Annotated in this window: 12 protein-coding genes and 1 pseudogene; 7 read left to right on the top strand and 6 right to left on the bottom strand. The window is 61.3% G+C overall.

Annotated features, from left to right (window positions below):
* Positions 1-90 precede the first annotated feature (90 nt).
* A complete protein-coding gene (gene amn / locus HU811_RS07375; protein WP_177193293.1) occupies positions 91-1,590 on the top strand; it encodes an AMP nucleosidase in 1,500 nt (499 codons plus the stop codon).
* A 167-nt stretch (positions 1,591-1,757) separates the two neighbouring features.
* Complete coding sequence (locus tag HU811_RS07380) at positions 1,758-2,324, top strand: pseudouridine synthase (protein ID WP_186655009.1); 567 nt, start codon at positions 1,758-1,760, stop codon at positions 2,322-2,324.
* Here HU811_RS07380 and HU811_RS07385 read toward each other — a convergent pair.
* Together HU811_RS07385 and HU811_RS07390 are read right to left on the bottom strand one after the other, a co-directional pair.
* The gene (locus HU811_RS07385) at positions 2,319-2,528 is read right to left on the bottom strand and encodes a DUF2788 domain-containing protein (RefSeq protein WP_047230243.1); all 210 of its coding nucleotides are present in this window, start codon (positions 2,526-2,528) and stop codon (positions 2,319-2,321) included. The two genes, HU811_RS07380 and HU811_RS07385, sit on opposite strands and share 6 nt — an antisense overlap.
* A 109-nt stretch (positions 2,529-2,637) precedes the next feature.
* Positions 2,638-4,083, bottom strand: a complete 1,446-nt coding sequence (locus HU811_RS07390; protein ID WP_186654982.1) for a SulP family inorganic anion transporter — start codon at positions 4,081-4,083, stop codon at positions 2,638-2,640.
* 414 nt (positions 4,084-4,497) lie between these two features.
* On the opposite strand from HU811_RS07390, the gene HU811_RS07395 reads away from it, so the two are divergent.
* The 4 genes from HU811_RS07395 (at position 4,498) to HU811_RS07410 (ending at position 8,714) form a co-directional block, all read left to right on the top strand.
* On the top strand, positions 4,498-5,847 hold the full coding sequence (locus HU811_RS07395) for a GntT/GntP/DsdX family permease (RefSeq protein ID WP_186654984.1): 1,350 nt from the start codon (positions 4,498-4,500) through the stop codon (positions 5,845-5,847).
* 27 nt (positions 5,848-5,874) lie between these two features.
* Positions 5,875-6,735 carry a MurR/RpiR family transcriptional regulator gene (locus tag HU811_RS07400; RefSeq protein WP_186654986.1) on the top strand — a complete coding sequence of 287 codons (861 nt, stop codon included), beginning with the start codon at positions 5,875-5,877 and terminating at the stop codon, positions 6,733-6,735.
* Between the two features lies 1 nt (position 6,736).
* Positions 6,737-8,209: an N-acyl-D-amino-acid deacylase family protein gene (locus HU811_RS07405; RefSeq protein ID WP_186654988.1), complete on the top strand. Its 1,473-nt coding sequence runs from the start codon at positions 6,737-6,739 to the stop codon at positions 8,207-8,209.
* A gap of 136 nt (positions 8,210-8,345) precedes the next feature.
* The gene (locus HU811_RS07410) at positions 8,346-8,714 is read left to right on the top strand and encodes a glyoxalase superfamily protein (protein ID WP_092394519.1); all 369 of its coding nucleotides are present in this window, start codon (positions 8,346-8,348) and stop codon (positions 8,712-8,714) included.
* A gap of 151 nt (positions 8,715-8,865) precedes the next feature.
* Here HU811_RS07410 and HU811_RS27750 read toward each other — a convergent pair whose 3' ends face one another.
* The 3 genes and pseudogenes from HU811_RS27750 to katG all read right to left on the bottom strand — a co-directional run bounded on the left by HU811_RS27750 (position 8,866) and on the right by katG (position 13,417).
* On the bottom strand, positions 8,866-9,729 hold the full coding sequence (locus HU811_RS27750; protein WP_409936843.1) for a methyl-accepting chemotaxis protein: 864 nt from the start codon (positions 9,727-9,729) through the stop codon (positions 8,866-8,868).
* A 42-nt stretch (positions 9,730-9,771) separates the two neighbouring features.
* A pseudogene (locus HU811_RS27755) lies at positions 9,772-10,785 on the bottom strand (methyl-accepting chemotaxis protein); the annotation flags it as partial.
* Between the two features lie 367 nt (positions 10,786-11,152).
* Positions 11,153-13,417 carry a catalase/peroxidase HPI gene (gene katG / locus HU811_RS07420; protein ID WP_186654991.1) on the bottom strand — a complete coding sequence of 755 codons (2,265 nt, stop codon included), beginning with the start codon at positions 13,415-13,417 and terminating at the stop codon, positions 11,153-11,155.
* 362 nt (positions 13,418-13,779) lie between these two features.
* On the opposite strand from katG, the gene HU811_RS07425 reads away from it, so the two are divergent.
* Positions 13,780-14,370, top strand: a complete 591-nt coding sequence (locus HU811_RS07425) for a hypothetical protein (RefSeq protein WP_186654993.1) — start codon at positions 13,780-13,782, stop codon at positions 14,368-14,370.
* Between the two features lie 99 nt (positions 14,371-14,469).
* Here the strand turns inward: HU811_RS07425 and HU811_RS07430 are convergent, their stop codons facing one another.
* Complete coding sequence (locus tag HU811_RS07430; protein WP_186654995.1) at positions 14,470-16,842, bottom strand: TonB-dependent siderophore receptor; 2,373 nt, start codon at positions 16,840-16,842, stop codon at positions 14,470-14,472.
* Positions 16,843-16,884 lie beyond the last annotated feature (42 nt).

The raw sequence follows: 16,884 nt of genomic DNA on the forward strand, positions 1-16,884 counted from the left end.
CGAGCAAGCCCGCTCCCACAGGGGATCTGCTGTGAATGATCGACCGCCCCCAATACGCCACTGTTCCCGTCGGACGACGATGCAGGCAAGATGAAGGCCTGCAAGTCAGAACACAGGAAGCTGATCGTGACCGAAGCGTTTATTGTCGTTCAAACCGCCGAACAAGCCGTGGATCGTCTGGCGGCCCTGCACGAGCGTGCGACCACTGCGCTGAACCAGGCGCTCAAGCGGTACCTCAAGGATCGCATCGAGCCGGATGCCGAACAGCGGGCATTGTTTCGCTATCCCGCCCTGCGCCTGACCTATCACTGCCACGGTGAAGTCCCGCAAACCACCCGCGCCTACGCCAAGGTCCAGTTGCCGGGCACCTACAGTGTCACCGTCACCCATCCGGCTGCGTTCCGTAAATACCTGTTGGAGCAGTTGGTCCCGCTGATGCACGACTTTACCGTCACCGTGGAAGTGGGTGTCAGCGAGCAGAACATCCCGTATCCGTACGTGGTGGAGCAGGGTGATGAACTGGCCGGCTCCGGCGTGACCGCCGCTGTGCTGGCGCGGGTGTTTCCCAGTACCGACCTGTCGGCCGCCACCGATGGCATTGCCGATGGCCTCTACGACTGGGAAAACACCGACCCGCTGCCCTTGGCCCTGTTCGACGCCGCGCGTGTGGACTTTTCCCTGCGCCGGCTGGTGCATTACACCGGCAGTGACTGGCGCCATGTGCAGCCCTGGATCCTGCTGACCAACTATCACCGTTATGTTGACCAGTTCATCGTTCATGGCCTGGAACAACTGCGCAGCGACCCGCGTTTTGTGCGCATGGTCCTGCCGGGCAACGTGATCATCGAAAAGGGCATGGACCACGGTGAAGCCTCGGCGATCGCCGCAGGCGTGGTCTGGCACCGCTACCAGATGCCGGCCTATCACCTGCAGGCCAATGACGGCCATGGCGTGACCCTGGTGAACATCGGCGTCGGACCGTCCAACGCCAAGAACATCACCGACCACCTGGCCGTGCTGCGACCTCACTGCTGGCTGATGATCGGTCACTGCGGTGGGCTGCGGCAGTCCCAGACCATCGGCGACTACGTGCTGGCCCACGCTTACATGCGTCGCGATGGCATCCTCGACCGGGTCGTGCCGCCGAATATTCCGATCCCGGCCCTGGCTGAAGTGCAGATGGCTTTGCAACAAGCGGCCGCCAATGTCACCGGTGAAAAGGGCGACGAGCTGAAGAAGCGCCTGCGCACCGGCACTGTGCTGACCTACGACGACCGCAACTGGGAATTGCGCTGGGCCCAGGAGCGTCCGTTGATCAACCTGTCCCGCGCCGTGGCGGTGGACATGGAAAGCGGCACCATCGCCGCTCAGGGATACCGCTTGCGGGTGCCATACGGCACATTGCTTTGTGTCTCGGACAAACCGCTGCACAGTGAGATCAAATTGCCGGGTTCGGCCAACGCGTTCTACGAACGGGCGGTCAACCAGCACCTGAAGATCGGCATCGCAGCGCTGGACCTGTTGCGCACCGAACTCAACTCGTTGCACTCGCGCAAGTTGCGCAGTTTCGACGAGCCGCCGTTCCGCTGATCGACTGATGTCCTGTTGATGGGGCAGTGGTTATTTAACGGTCGGGCCACTAGCATGGTCGGCCCAGACCGTTAGATGTTGTGTTTGCCATGCCCCGTCCGCCCCGTCCGCCCCGTCCCGCTTCCCGCCGTCCTGGCGCGAAACCTCCCGCATCCGCCCCGCGCCGTGTGGCCAAGGCCCCGCCGGCCGAGCCGCGACTGATCCTGTTCAACAAACCTTTCGATGTGCTGACGCAGTTCAGTGACGATCAGGGGCGGGCGACGCTCAAGGACTTTATCGACGTGCCGGGCATTTATCCCGCCGGGCGGCTGGATCGCGACAGCGAAGGGTTGCTGCTACTTACCAACGACGGGCAACTGCAGGCCCGCATCGCCGACCCCCGGCACAAACTGGCCAAGACCTATTGGGTGCAAGTAGAAGGCGAGCCCAGTGCCGAGCAATTGCAGCGTCTGTGCGAGGGTGTGGAGTTGAACGACGGCATGACCTTGCCCGCACAAGCGCGGCAACTGGACGAACCGCAACTATGGCCGCGCAACCCGCCGGTGCGCTTTCGTAAAAGCGTGCCGACCAGTTGGTTGGAACTGGTGATTCGCGAAGGGCGCAACCGTCAGGTACGGCGCATGACCGCCGCGGTGGGCTTGCCGACATTGCGCCTGGTGCGGGTCAGGATCGGCGACTGGACGCTCGAAGGGCTGGATCAGGGCCAGTGGAAAGAAGTACCGGCGCGTTTATAAGGTGCCGGTCTCGATCAGGCCGATCACCACGCTCTTGATGACGAATGCCGCCACGCCCAGTCCCAGCACAAAAAACAGGATGAATGAGCCGAAACGCCCGGCCTTGGACTTCTTCGCCAGATCCCAGACGATAAAACCCATGAAAATGATCAGGATGCTGACAAGGCCGGTCATCATCCACTCTTCGAAAACCACAGGATCCATCGAAACACTCCGGCGTGGGCGAGGTTGAAAAGGCGGGGCGAGTATACGGCATGGGAAGAGGGCGAAGGATTGGGCTGCGACGGTGTGTCGCAGCTATTCGTCAGTCTTTTCAGTCGTGCTGGACGCCCGCCCGCTTGAGCATCTGTTTGCAGCGTTCGGACAAGTGAAACACCCGCATATGCTTACCGGCCTTGCTATAGCGTTCACGCAGGGTCTTGAGCGCCGCGATGGCCGAATAGTCGACAAAGCTCAAGTGGCGGCAGTCCAGGGTCACCAGGGCCGGATCGTTGGCCGGGTCGAACTGGTTGAGAAACGGCGTGGTCGAGGCGAAGAACAGGGTGCCGTGCAGGCGATAGAGCTTGCTGCCGTCCGCCTCCAGATGCGTGTCGGCGTACAGTTCCCGGGCCTGTTGCCAGGCAAAGTTGAGCGCCGCAATGATAATGCCGCACAGCACCGCGGTCGCCAGATCGGTGAACACCGTGATGGTCGTCACCGCGATGATCACCAACACGTCATTGACCGGCACTTTGTTGATCACCCGCAGCGAGGCCCAGGCAAAGGTCTGCTGGGCCACCACGAACATCACGCCGACCAGCGCGGCCAACGGGATGCGTTCGATCAACGGCGACAGAAACAACACGAACAGCAGCACCATCACCCCGGCAATCACGCCGGATAACCGGCCGCGGCCGCCCGAACTCAGGTTGATCACGGTCTGGCCGATCATCGCGCAACCGCCCATGCCGCCGAACAGGCCAGAGGCCATGTTGGCCGCGCCCAACGCCACGCACTCGCGGTCCGGGTAGCCGCGGCTCTCGGTGATCTCGTCAGTCAGGTTCAGGGTCAGCAGGGTTTCCAGCAGGCCGACCATCGCCATCACCACCGCATAGGGTGCGATGATCCGCAACGTATCCAGGTTCCAGGGAATGTCCGGCCAGACAAAGGCCGGCAGGCCGCCGGCGATATGCGCCATGTCACCCAGGGTGCGGGTCGGCAGGCCGAAGAAGTAGACCGCAAGACCCACCCCCAGGATCGCCACCAGGGCCGGCGGAACACTGCGGGTCAGGCGCGGCAACAGGTAGACGATGGCCATGGTCAGCGCCACCAGGCCGATCATCAGGTACAACGGGCCGCCGCTGAGCCAGCTCTCGCCACTCTTGAAGTGTTCCAGTTGCGCCAGCGCGATGATGATCGCCAGACCGTTGACGAAACCGAGCATCACCGGGTGCGGCACCATGCGCACCAGTTTGCCCAGCCGTAACAGCCCGAACGCCATCATGATCAACCCGCCCAGCAGCACAGTGGCCAGCAGGTATTGCACGCCGTGTTGCACCACCAGCGCGACAATCACCACGGCCATCGATCCCGCCGCGCCAGAGACCATGCCGGGCCGCCCGCCAAACAGCGCGGTCAGCGTGCAAATGATGAACGCGCCATACAACCCCATCAACGGGTTGAGATGGGCCACCAGGGCGAACGCGATGCATTCGGGCAGCAAGGCAAAAGAAGTGGTGAGGCCGGCGAGGGCGTCGGCGCGAAGACGTGCTGGTTTCATGATTTTCCTGACTGCGCAGCGCTTGAATATCGGCTGCCGTGGGCTTGGTGCAAAAAACAAGGTGGGGATGGTACGGAATTGAGCCCGATGCGGCCAGCCGTCTGTGGTGAGGGGATTTATCCCCGTAGGGCTGCACCGTAGTCCTAAGGCATTAGGCCCAATCTTGCTGGCACACCGAGTTGCCTGGTTTGGGGCTGCTGCGCAGCCCAACGGGGATAAATCCCCTCGCCACAAGAGAATGGTTGTGCATGAAAGTCCAGCGCGGGATTTTCATAGCGGCTGCATCGCGATGTCCGTCAGCGACATTTCTTGTCTGTGTACGAAAATTACTTTCAGCGCGTTTGAAGATTACTCCTCGAAATGATTTATGAGTTTCACAAACACAACGTCGTGACCCCATTCGAGGAGTAGCGCATGGCCCCTGCATTCGGTTATTGGCTGTTGGTCTACGCGGCCATCGCCATCATTGCACTGATCGTCTTGATCGCCCGATACCGGCTTAATCCATTCATTGTCATTACCCTGGTGTCCATTGGCCTGGCGCTGCTGGCCGGGATGCCGCCGTCCAGTGTGGTTGGGGCGTACGAGGCGGGCGTGGGCAAGACCCTGGGGCACATCGCGCTGGTGGTGGCCTTGGGCACAATGCTCGGCAAGATGATGGCCGAGTCCGGCGGGGCCGAGCGCATGGCGCAGACGCTGATCGAGCGCTTCGGCGAGCGCAACGCCCATTGGGCCATGGTGTGCATTGCCTTCCTGGTGGGGTTGCCGTTGTTTTTCGAAGTCGGTTTCGTGCTACTGGTGCCCATCGCGTTCACCATTGCCCGGCGCGTGGGCGTGTCGATCCTGATGGTGGGGTTGCCGATGGTCGCCGGGCTCTCGGTGGTGCATGCCCTGGTGCCGCCGCACCCGGCGGCCATGCTGGCGGTGCAGGCGTTCCAGGCCTCGGTGGGGCAGACCTTGCTGTACGCGATTCTGATCGGTATCCCTACCGCGATCATCGCCGGGCCCGTGTACGCCAAGTTCATCGTGCCGCGCATCCAACTGCCGGACGATAACCCGCTGGAGCGACAATTCCTCGACCGCGAGCCCCGGGCCAATCTGCCGGGTTTCGGGATAACCCTGGGGACCATCCTGCTGCCGGTGATGCTGATGTTGATCGGCGGTTGGGCCAACCTGATCTCCGAGCCGGGCAGCGGCTTCAATCAGTTCCTGCTGTTCATCGGCAACTCGGTGGTTGCCTTGCTGCTGGCGACCCTTCTCAGCTTCTGGACGCTGGGCCTGGCCCAGGGTTTCAACCGTGAATCGATCCTCAGGTTCACCAACGAATGCCTGGCGCCGACGGCCAGCATTACGTTGCTGGTGGGCGCTGGCGGTGGTTTGAACCGGATTCTGGTGGACGCCGGGGTGACTCAACAAATCGTCGGCCTGGCCGAGGAATTTCAACTATCGCCATTGGTCATGGGCTGGCTGTTCGCCGCCCTGATGCGTGTCGCCACCGGCTCGGCCACGGTGGCGATGACCACGGCGTCGGGCATCGTCGCGCCTGTGGCGATCGGTCTGGGCTATCCCCATCCCGAGCTGTTGGTACTGGCCACCGGAGCCGGCTCGGTGATTTTTTCCCACGTCAACGACGGCGGCTTCTGGCTGATCAAGGAATACTTCAATATGACCGTCACTCAAACTTTCAAGACCTGGACCGTACTCGAAACGCTGATCTCCCTGGTTGCGTTCGGCCTGACTCTAGGACTTGCGCGCTTGCTTTAATCGCAGCGCTCCCACACAGGTGCCGTCATGGACATCCTTTACCAGATTCGCTCCCGTCAGGATTCCTTCAGCGCCGGCGAAGGAAGAATCGCCCGGCTGATGCTCGACGACGTAGGATTCGCCGCCTCGGCCAGTCTGGATGAACTGGCCCAGCGCGCCGAAGTGAGCAGCGCCACGCTGTCACGGTTTGCCCGTACCGTTGGCTGTCGCGACCTGCGGGACTTGCGCCTGCAACTGGCCCAGGCCAGTGGCGTCGGCAGCCGGTTTCTCGACCCCGCCGGCGCGCCCGAGCAATCGGCGTTTTATGGGCAGATCGTCGGCGATATCGAGACGACCCTGCGTCAACACCTGTCGGCATTCGAAGAGTCTCGGTTCGGCGACGCCGTGCGGATGCTCGGCAAGGCGCGGATGATTCATGCGTTCGGGCTCGGCGGTTGGTCGGCGTTGTGCGGTGAGGAGTTGCAGGTCCGGCTGGTGCGTTTCGGCTACTCGATTGCCGCCTGCCGGGATCCGGTGATGATGCGCATCACCGCCACCTCATTGAGCCAGGAGCATTTGGTCATCGCCTGTTCACTCACCGGCATCACCCCGGAACTGCTCGGCGCGGTTGAACTGGCGCGCAGTTACGGTGCGGCAATCCTGGCCATCACCCGCACCGACTCGCCGTTGGCCCGACTGGCCGATGTGGTGTTGCCCCTGCAAGGCGCCGAGACCTCGTTCATTTATAAGCCCACGGCGGCGCGCTACGGCATGCTGCTGGCCATCGATGTACTCGCCACCGAGTTGGCGCTGGCCCACCCTGAAGACAATCAAGAACGCCTGCGGCGAGTCAAACTCGCCCTGGATGATTACCGCGGCGGCGACGATCACTTGCCGCTGGGAGACTGAGATGCTGTACGACACGCTTATCCGCAACGCACTGGTCATCGATGGCAGCAACACCCCCGGTTACAGCGCCGACGTGGCGATCCGCGCCGGCCGCATCGAGCGCATCGGCGACTTGAGCGATGCCCGGGCGCTTGAAGAAATTGACGCCGCCGGCCGCGTGCTGGCGCCAGGGTTCATCGATGTGCACACCCACGACGACACCGTGGTGATTCGCCAACCGCAGATGCTGCCCAAGCTCAGCCAGGGCGTGACCACGGTGATCGTCGGCAATTGCGGCATCAGCGCTTCGCCGGTGAGCCTGCGAGGCGAGCCGCCGGACCCGATGAACTTGCTCGGCACGGCCCAAGCGTTCACCTATCCGCGTTTCGATGATTATCGTTCGGCGGTGGAGGCGGCCACGCCGGCGGTGAACGTGGCGGCGCTGGTGGGGCACACGGCACTGCGCAGCAACCACATGGACGATTTGTTGCGCACAGCCAGCGTGGGAGAAATCGCCGCCATGCGTCAGCAACTGCGCGAAAGCCTGGAGGCCGGCGCACTGGGGTTGTCCACCGGCCTGGCCTACGCCAACGCCTTTTCGGCCTCCACCGACGAGGTGATGCAACTGACCCAAGAGCTGAGCGCATTCGGTGCGGTCTACACCACCCACCTGCGCAGCGAATTCGAACCGGTGCTCGAGGCCATGGACGAAGCCTTCCAGATCGGCCGTCACGCCCGGAGCCCGGTGATTATTTCCCACCTCAAATGTGCGGGGGCCGGTAATTGGGGGCGCAGTCCGCAGGTGCTCGCGGCGTTGGAGAACGCGGCGAAAACCCATCCGGTCGGTTGTGACTGCTATCCCTATGCGGCCAGCTCCTCGACCCTGGACCTCAAGCAGGTGACCGATGCCCATCGCATCACCATCACCTGGTCGACGCCTCATCCGCACATGGGCGGGCGCGACCTGGCTGACATCGCCGTCGAATGGGACGTATCACTGCTGGATGCAGCGCGCCGCCTGCAACCGGCCGGCGCGGTGTACTACGGCATGGACGAAGGCGATGTACGACGAATCCTCGCCCACCCGTTGTCCATGGTCGGCTCCGACGGTTTGCCGGAGGATCCCTTCCCGCATCCACGCCTGTGGGGTGCTTTCCCGCGGGTACTGGGGCATTTCAGTCGTGACGTGGGGCTTTTTCCGTTGCACACCGCCGTGCACAAAATGACTGGTCTGTCGGCGGCGCGCTTCGGCCTGAAGGACCGTGGTGAAGTTCGTGAAGGGTATTGGGCGGATCTGGTGTTGTTCAATCCTCATACCATCAGGGACGTCGCCGATTTCAACGAACCACAACGGGCCGCCGAAGGCATCGATGGGGTCTGGGTCAATGGCGTCTTGAGCTACAGCGAGGGCCGGGCGAACGGGCGCAGGCAAGGACGGTTTCTGGCACGAGAAGGGGATTTGCGCCTTGGATTCAGTTCGTCACGCGAGGCTTGAGAGGGTGCAAACCAATTGCAGTTATCCGTGATCGTCTTCTCAGTGGTGGCATTGCGACATTAAAGAAGCCGCCGCCAAAGCCGAAGCAATGGGTTCAACCCATCTAAACTGGGTCTTTTCAGCCAGGGAGTTACCCATGAGCTTCGGTAAAACCACCCCGATCCTGCGGATCTTCGATGAAACCAAGGCATTGGCGTTTTATGTCGACTTCCTGGGGTTTACCCTCGACTGGCAACATCGCTTCGGTGACGACTTTCCGCTGTACCTGCAAGTGTCCCGTGGCGATTGCGTGTTGCACTTGTCCGAGCACCATGGCGACTGCACACCCGGCTCGGCGCTGCGGATAGAAACCGATGAACTGGAAGCTTTCCAGGCGCAACTGCTGGCCAAGCAATACCCCTTCGCCCGCCCTCAGATTCAGGCCATGCCGTGGGGCAGCCAGGACATGACGGTGGTTGATCCGTTTGGGAATCGGTTGGTGTTTACCAATGCGATCAGTGTGTAAGGACGGCTGGACATATTGGTAGGCGACCGGGGTCGTTGTGCTGGATCTGCCGCCACGTGACGAAAGAGCCAAGGCGATGGATCTTTTTGAAAGATTTTAAAGACATTACACAAAGCGCCCATTTCTTCTGGGAAATGGGCGCTTGTCATGATCAAACCCGGAAGTGACTCACCATCATCTGCAACTGATTACCCAAGCGGGCCAGTTCAACACTGGACGCGGCGGTTTCTTCGCTGGCGGCGGCGGTCTGTTCGGACACGTCGCGCACGTTGATGATGCTGCGGCTGATTTCCTCGGCCACGGCGCTTTGCTCTTCAGCGGCTGCGGCGATCTGCTGGTTCATCGACTGGATGTTCGACACCGTGCGGGTGATGTTTTCCAGTGATACGCCGGCTTTGCGGGTCAGGGCCACGCTGCTGTCGGTGAGGCTGCGGCTGTTGTTCATCACGGCGGCCACTTGCTGGGTGCCGTTCTGCAGGCCGGCCACCAGGCCTTCGATCTCCTCGGTGGACTTTTGCGTGCGCTGGGCCAGGCCACGGACTTCGTCGGCAACCACCGCGAAACCACGACCGGCTTCACCGGCGCGCGCCGCTTCGATCGCCGCGTTCAGGGCCAATAGGTTGGTTTGTTCGGCCACGGCCTTGATCACGTCCATGACACTGCCGATCTTGTCGCTTTCCTGTTGCAGCACAGTCATGGCGTCGGTGGAGCGCTCCACTTCACTGGCCAGGCGTTCGATCTGGGCGATGGCCTCGTTGACCACCTGGTCGCCGGCACGGGCTTCACCGTCTGCGGCGGCGGCTGCCTGGGACGCTTCTTCGGCGTTGCGGGCAACTTCCTGCACCGTGGCGGTCATCTCGTGCATGGCGGTCGCTACCTGATCGGTCTCGACTTTCTGGCTGTTGACTCCGGCGCTGGTCTGCTCGGTCACTGCGGACAATTGTTCGGCGGCGCTGGCGATCTGGGTCACGCCATCACGGATGCCGCTGATCAGGTCGCGCAGGGTCACGCCCATGCGCGCAATGCCCTGTTGCAGCACGCCCAGCTCATCACGACGGGTGACAATCGGGGTGTGCGACAGGTCGCCACCGGCAATGCGTTCGACCACGGCCAGGGTTTCGCGCAGCGGTCGGGTGATCTGGCGAGTGATGATCACGGCCGCAATGATGCCTACCAGCAATGCCAACAAAGTGCTGACCAGTTGCAGGGTGCGGGCCTGGGCGCTTTCGGCATCGCGACGGTCGAGCTGGATCTGATACAGCTGTTCGCTCAGGGAGACGATGGTCGTGCCCTGGTCGGTCATTTCCTTGCGGGCCTGCGCCGCCTCGGCAATGGCCAGGGTGAAAGCCTGAACGGAGCTGCGGTATTGAGTCAGGGCAGCTTCGAGCTGACGCAGCTCACCTTGCCGGGTGCTGGCGAAATACGCATTCAGCGGTTGAAGCGAAGCGAGGGTGGCGTCCAGTTGGGCGACGGCCTTGCGTTCGTTTTCGGGGTTGCTGTTGGCGGTGTAGCCGCGCACTTCATAGCGGGCCAACATGAACGCCTGCTTGGCCTCGGTGATGGCCTGGTATTGTTCGAAGCGCTGGTCGCTCAAGGGCGTTTGCTGCACGTCGGTGTTGAGCGTCTCGATCAGTTGATAGGCGACCCCGGCGTTGGCTGTCATCGCATCGCGGGCGGTGTTCCCGGTGCGGTAGGCGTTGCGCATTTTGTTCAGGGACACCTGATAGGCGCTGATCGTCGCGCTCTGCTCCTTGAGCAGCTTGACGTTTTCCGGGCTCTTGAAGCTGCTGAGCAGCGCGTTCTGTTGCGCGACGAAACCATCGAGGGTGGTTTGCACATTCTGTGCGGCGGTCTCGTCGCCGTTGGTCAGCATGTATTGCAAGCGCACGACCCGAAGCTTGGTCAGGCCGGCATTGAGCTTGGTGATGTCGCTCATCCAGTTGCTGCGGTCGATCAGCCCTCCCAGGCTGGTCCAACTGGTCAGTGCCAGGATGCAGGTCAGTACCAGCACCAGGCCAAAGCCCAGGCCCAGTTTCATGTTGACGCTAATATTGCCAAACCAGCTATTCATCAAATTCCTCCAGGAACGTTGTGCTGCTTGATTGTCGGTACGCTGGAAGATTGTTGTTTTTGAGCCAGCTAAAACGTGTAACAGGGCTTTATCGGCTGCCGGCGCTGGATCTGAAAGGATTATTTCCGGGTGTCAGGCATTGCTGAAGATTTTGCTGTGCGCCTCAGGGTTTTCCTGAATTTCAGGCAAAAAAAAGCCCGCGGGAGGGCGGGCTAAAACCTTAGTTTCTTGAATGAGCGAGGGGACTTTACCCAATCCCACCAAAGCGTTGGGTGAAGAAAAGTTCATGGGGGACGAGTTGCAATGAGCAGAGAACGAAGCCCTCAACCTGGATCAGATTGAGGGCTTGTCTGCGAACCTGACAGCCTCACCTCAGATCAAACCGATCTAGGTTCATCACCTTGACCCACGCCGCGATGAAGTCGTTGACGAACTGCTCCTGGGCGTCCGAGCTGGCATAGACTTCGGCCAGGGCCCGCAGTTGAGCGTTGGAGCCGAAGACCAGATCGACCCGCGTGCCGGTCCATTTGACTTGACCGGTCTTGCGGTCACGGGCTTCGAACGTCTGCTGGTCGTCTGAGAGCGGTTTCCATTCCACGCCCATGTCGAGCAGGTTGACGAAGAAGTCGTTGGTCAGCGCCCCAGGCCGTTGGGTGAAAACCCCATGTTGAGTGTGGCCGACGTTGGTATCGAGCACGCGCAGGCCGCCGATCAATGCGGTCATTTCCGGGGCACTGAGGGTCAGCAGTTGCGCCTTGTCGATCAGCAGTGCCTCGGCGGGTACGCGGTATCTGCCCTTGAGGTAGTTGCGAAAACCATCGGCGATGGGTTCAAGAAAGCCGAACGACTCGACGTCGGTCTGCTCCTGGCTGGCGTCCATACGCCCTGGCGAGAACGGCACCGTCACGCTGAGCCCGGCATTTTTCGCCGCCTGTTCAATGCCGGCGCTGCCTGCCAGCACGATCAGGTCGGCCAGGGAGATTTTCTTGCCGCCGGACTGGGCCCCGTTGAACTCGCTGCGGACCTTTTCCAGAGTCGCCAGCACTTGCGCCAATTGTTCCGGCTGGTTGGCCGGCCAATCTTTTTGCGGGGCCAGGCGCAGCCGTCCGCCGTTGGCACCGCCACGTTTGTCGGAACCGCGGAAGCTGGACGCAGCCGCCCACGCCGTAGACACAAGCTGTGGCACCGACAGCCCCGAGGCCAGCAGTTTGTCCTTGAGGGACGCAACGTCACTGTCGTTGACCAGTGCATGGTCGACCGCCGGGATGGGGTCTTGCCAGAGCAACTCTTCGTTGGGCAGTTCCGGGCCGAGGTAGCGCGAGAGTGGGCCCATGTCGCGGTGGATCAACTTGAACCAGGCGCGGGCGAAGGCGTCGGCCAATTGGTCCGGGTTCTCCAGGAAACGCCGGGAGATTTTTTCGTAGATCGGGTCGAAGCGCAGCGCCAGGTCGGTGGTCAGCATCGTTGGGTTGCGGCGCTTGGACGGATCATGGGCGTCCGGGATGATGCCGGCGCCAGCACCGTTTTTCGGTGTCCACTGGTGTGCACCGGCCGGGCTCTTGGTCAGCTCCCACTCGAAACCGAACAGGTTCTCCAGATAATTGTTGCTCCAGCGGGTGGGCGTGGTGGTCCAGGTCACTTCCAGGCCACTGGTGATGGTATCGGGGCCTTTGCCGGTGCCAAATGCGTTCTTCCAGCCCAGGCCCTGTTGCTCCAGGCCGGCGGCTTCTGGCTCGGCACCGACATTGTCCGCAGGCCCGGCACCGTGGGTCTTGCCGAAGGCGTGGCCGCCAGCGATCAGGGCCACGGTTTCTTCATCGTTCATTGCCATGCGGCCAAAGGTTTCGCGGATGTCCAGCCCGGCGGCGACCGGGTCCGGTTGACCCTCGGGACCTTCCGGGTTGACGTAGATCAGGCCCATCTGCACGGCGGCCAGCGGGTTCTCCAGATTGCGCCCCAGGTCGGTACGGCTTTCTTCATTGCCAGGTTCGGCCACCAGTTGGCCGTCGCCGGGATCTTGCATCGCGGCCTTATCCGGTTTGCCGTAGCGGGTGTCTCCGCCGAGCCATTTGTTTTCGGAACCCCAATAGACGTCTTCGTCCGGCTCCCAGACGTCGGCACGGCCGCCGGAAAAGCCGAAGGTCTTGAAGCCCATGGATTCCAGCGCGACGTTGCCGGTGAGCACGATCAGGTCGGCCCAGGAGATGTTGCGACCGTACTTCTGTTTGATCGGCCATAGCAGGCGACGGGCCTTGTCGAGGCTGACGTTGTCCGGCCAGCTGTTGAGCGGCGCAAAACGTTGCTGGCCGGAGCCCGCGCCACCGCGCCCGTCACCGGTGCGGTAGGTGCCGGCGCTGTGCCAGGCCATGCGCACAAAGAGCGGCCCGTAGTGCCCGAAGTCCGCCGGCCACCAGTCCTGGGAGTCGGTCATCAGCGCATTCAGGTCATTTTTCAGGGCCTGGAAATCCAGGCTTTTGAACGCTTGGGCGTAATTGAAATCCTCGCCCATGGGGTCGGACAGCGGTGAGTGCTGGTGCAGGATTTTCAGATTCAGTTGGTTGGGCCACCAATCACGGTTGGTGGTGCCACCACCGGCAGCATGATTGAACGGGCATTTCGATTCGTTTGCCATGAGGAGCTACCTTGGTCGTGTTCATCCAGCTATCGAGCCCGGCCGGGCGCTATAGCGACAGGTGAAAATCACTACGTAGATGCAGGGCTCACAGTTCGCACATTGATCGTTCGGCCTTCCGGCAATCGACGTCGATTACCCGCATCGTGGCCCACGGCAAGCCCAGTACGTTTCGAACGCTTTCGTATCTCTTGTCAGGTCTGATCTGGCCAGCTTTCGCCAGCGCTGAATCAAGGCTAGTTCTTCTGTGGCAGATCGCTAATAGCCACAGTATTAATGGGTAATAGGCAGATTCTTTTACCCGGCTTGCCGGTCGAGGCAGATGATAGGGCCAGCGCTTGGTTACGGGAGAGGACCGGACCATGAACGAACGCCCCCGCAGCACGGCCATCCACGAAGCCGGCCACGCCCTGGCTTTTTGGTGGAACGGTCTGCCGATAAAACGCATCACCGTGCGCACCAGAGACGAAGCGTGTGCGGGACCGATGATCGATCTGCTCGGTAACCCGCACTACGCCGACGGGTTGGTGGAGGCCGATTATCTGGTCCTGCGCCCGGCGTTGGCCGCTAGGGGGATTGCTGAATATTTGCCCTCCATGGTTGATTCGATTGAGCGCGACCTGCTCCATTGCTTCGCCGGGCCTGTGGCCGAAGCGGTCTATCGACACGGCAGGTCCGACCGGATGATCAGCACCAGTGGCCGTGGCGATCTGGACCGGGGGCACGAGTTGATCTGCCTGCTGCCCCCACGCATGTTGCTCGACGCCGAATCACGGGCCATCGCCCGCTGCAGTTGCCTTGTGCATCGTTACTGGTTTGCTGTCTGTGCTGTGGCGGGGCTTCTGCAAGAGCAAGGCGTGGTCGAGGGCAAAGTGGTCACGGCGCTGCTGTGCGAGATCACCGCAGAGTCGCCCAGCTTGCTTGGCAATGGCGTGAGAAGCCTTGATTCGTGATCGAGAAGCGGCAAGCGTCGCACCCGTGGGAGCAGGTTTTGCTCCCACGGGGTTTACGCCATTTGAGGGTCGACCGGTATCAGGCCGTGAACGGCTGGCTTACCAGTTGTAACTCAGCTTTGCAGTGATTTCGCGGCCCGGGTTGTAGTAGTTCGCGGTACCGGAACCGACCACATGTTGCTCATCCAGAAGGTTGCTGACGTTGATCGCCAGGTCAGTGCCTTTGAAGAGGTTGTAGTTGAAAGCCGCATCGAAGAGCGTCGTACCATCGCTGGTGCCAGTGTTGGCAGCGTCGAAGTAATAGGCGCCCACATACCGGGCACCCAGGCCAACGCTGACAGCCGTGTCGGGTACGTTGTAATAGCTCCACAGCGAAGCGGAGTGTTTGGGCGCCGTGGCGAACTCATTCCCCTTGAGTGAACTTCCGTCGTACAAAGTACCGCGCAATACTTCGGACTCCATATAGGAGTAGCCACCGACCAGGCTCAGGTTGGGCGTCAACTCAGCCTTGGCTTCCAGGTCCAGCCCGCGCACACGTGACTCGCCAACGGTTTGCTGCTCAATGACACCACTGGGCAGTACGACGGCAATGCTGACGTTTTCCTGGGTGAGGTCGTAGACGGCTGCCGAGAACAACGCGTCCATACCGATGGGCGCATATTTCACACCCACTTCGTATTGTGTGCCCGTCTTCGGGACAACGCCCACCGTTGGCGGTGAGACCGACTCGACCATGCTGACGTAGGTGGAGACTTCGTCGTTGACGATATAGGTCAGCGCGCCGCGATAGGAGGTTTCCGAGAAATCATCCGACTCTTTTACGTTGTTGATGTCGGTACTGGACAGATCCAGCGAGTCGTTGCGCACACCGGCGGTGACGATAAAGCGCTCATAGAAGGACAGGTTCTGCTGCAGGAACACGGCCTTGGTTTTGGTATCGAGCTTGTTGTTGCTGTAGGGCGCGACTGCGCTTGGCACACCGGTGAACACTGGGTTGGCCAGGTCGATGGATCCTGTCGTGGCGTATACGGAGCGTTCCTCAGTCGAAGAGTCGCCATACTCCACGCCCACCAACGTGCTGCTGTCGATGTTTTCGAAGCGGGCATCGTATTGCAGCATCAAGTTGCCGTTCAGTTGCTCGGCTTCGCTGTCAGTGCCAAAAATGTAGCGGGGGATCGTGGTGCCGGTGCGGGTAGGGGAGTCGCTGAGGAACACATAACCGAAATCATCGTTCAGTTCGCTGTAGCGCAGGTTGCTGCGCACCACGAACCCATTGTCGAAATCATGGCTGAAGGTGCCGCTGATATTGGTGCGTTCGACATCGTGGAAATTGTAGCTGGGCTCGCCGTAGAACTTGTCGCGGTCGTATTCCTTGTCCAGCGGGTAACCGCCGCTGTTGGGCGAGCTTTGGGTCTTCAGGTAGTCCACGATTACGGAGGCCGAGGTGAAGTCCGTAGGGGCCCAGGTCAGGCCGCCCATCAAGAACTTGTTGTCGTCCTGTGAATGGTCGTACTCGCGTTCACTGTCTTGCATCTTTGCCGTGAAGCGACCGGCCAGGGTTTGCTCTTCGTTCAGCGAGTCCCCGACATCGATGCCGGTTTCGACATGGTCGAAAGAACCGTAGGTGACGTAGCCCTGGCCGAACTTGTCGAAGCGTGGCTTCTTGCTGACAAAGTTCACCGAACCGCCCGGGTCAGCCGGGCCGAACAGTGTGGAGTTGGCCCCGCGTATCACCTCAACGCGCTCATAGGCAAAAGGTTCCTCGCGCACACCGCGCATTGACCCCAGGGTCAGGCCGTCCCGATAGGTCGTGGCCTGAAAGCCCCGGATCTGGAAGTAATCGTTGCGGTCGTCAGTGCCGTAATAGTCGGTAAGAACCCCCGGCGTGTATTGCAGCAGTTCTTCGGTGGTGCTCACGCTGCGTTGCTTCATTTCCTTGTCGGTCACCACGGAAACCGAGGCGGGGGTGTTGAGGATGCTGGTGGCCACCTTACCGCCGACCCAGAGTTCCTGGGCGACCACCGAGTTGGCGTCTTCGGTACCGTCGACCCTCGCCTTGGCGTTGACGAGGATGGGCGCGAGGCGAAAGGTGTCGAGTTCGCCGTCCGCCCTGGCTTGCGGCGTCAGCAAGTAAGCGTTCGGGCCTTGCTGCTGTATCGCGATGTCGCTCCCCTGCAACAACGACGACAGAGCTTGGGGCGTATCGAGTGTCCCGCTCACGCCCTGGGTATTGCGGTTCGCTACGCTTGACGCATCGAAGGAAAGACTGATGCCCGCCTCGCGCGCAAAGCGGTCAAGCGCCGGTGCCAATGGGCCGGCAGGAATGTTCCACGAGTGAACCTCGAGGGCCTGATCAACGCTCGAGGATTGCGCCAGAGACGGTAGCGCGTAGCTGCTGACAATGACGCCAAAGATCGCACCGTGTATGGCTCGATTCAGTCGGTGGCGCTGTGGAACCGGGGACGAACTCATTTACTCGCTCCAAGAAAGGGGATCGGCAGATCGGCCTGTATT

This window comes from Pseudomonas tehranensis (genome assembly GCF_014268615.1).
GTDB classification, from domain to species: Bacteria; Pseudomonadota; Gammaproteobacteria; order Pseudomonadales; family Pseudomonadaceae; genus Aquipseudomonas; species Aquipseudomonas tehranensis.

Bases quoted from the DNA above. Each gene is read 5' to 3' on its own strand.
- HU811_RS07385 (WP_047230243.1), bottom strand. From the start codon at position 2,528: ATGGATCCTGTGGTTTTCGAAGAGTGGATGATGACCGGCCTTGTCAGC.
- HU811_RS07400 (WP_186654986.1), top strand. From the start codon at position 5,875: ATGGACATCCTTTACCAGATTCGCTCCCGTCAGGATTCCTTCAGCGCC.
- HU811_RS07410 (WP_092394519.1), top strand. From the start codon at position 8,346: ATGAGCTTCGGTAAAACCACCCCGATCCTGCGGATCTTCGATGAAACC.
- amn (WP_177193293.1), top strand. From the start codon at position 91: ATGAAGGCCTGCAAGTCAGAACACAGGAAGCTGATCGTGACCGAAGCG.
- HU811_RS07430 (WP_186654995.1), bottom strand. From the start codon at position 16,842: ATGAGTTCGTCCCCGGTTCCACAGCGCCACCGACTGAATCGAGCCATA.
- HU811_RS07405 (WP_186654988.1), top strand. From the start codon at position 6,737: ATGCTGTACGACACGCTTATCCGCAACGCACTGGTCATCGATGGCAGC.
- katG (WP_186654991.1), bottom strand. From the start codon at position 13,417: ATGGCAAACGAATCGAAATGCCCGTTCAATCATGCTGCCGGTGGTGGC.
- HU811_RS07395 (WP_186654984.1), top strand. From the start codon at position 4,498: ATGGCCCCTGCATTCGGTTATTGGCTGTTGGTCTACGCGGCCATCGCC.
- HU811_RS07425 (WP_186654993.1), top strand. From the start codon at position 13,780: ATGAACGAACGCCCCCGCAGCACGGCCATCCACGAAGCCGGCCACGCC.
- HU811_RS27750 (WP_409936843.1), bottom strand. From the start codon at position 9,729: ATGGGCGTGACCCTGCGCGACCTGATCAGCGGCATCCGTGATGGCGTG.
- HU811_RS07390 (WP_186654982.1), bottom strand. From the start codon at position 4,083: ATGAAACCAGCACGTCTTCGCGCCGACGCCCTCGCCGGCCTCACCACT.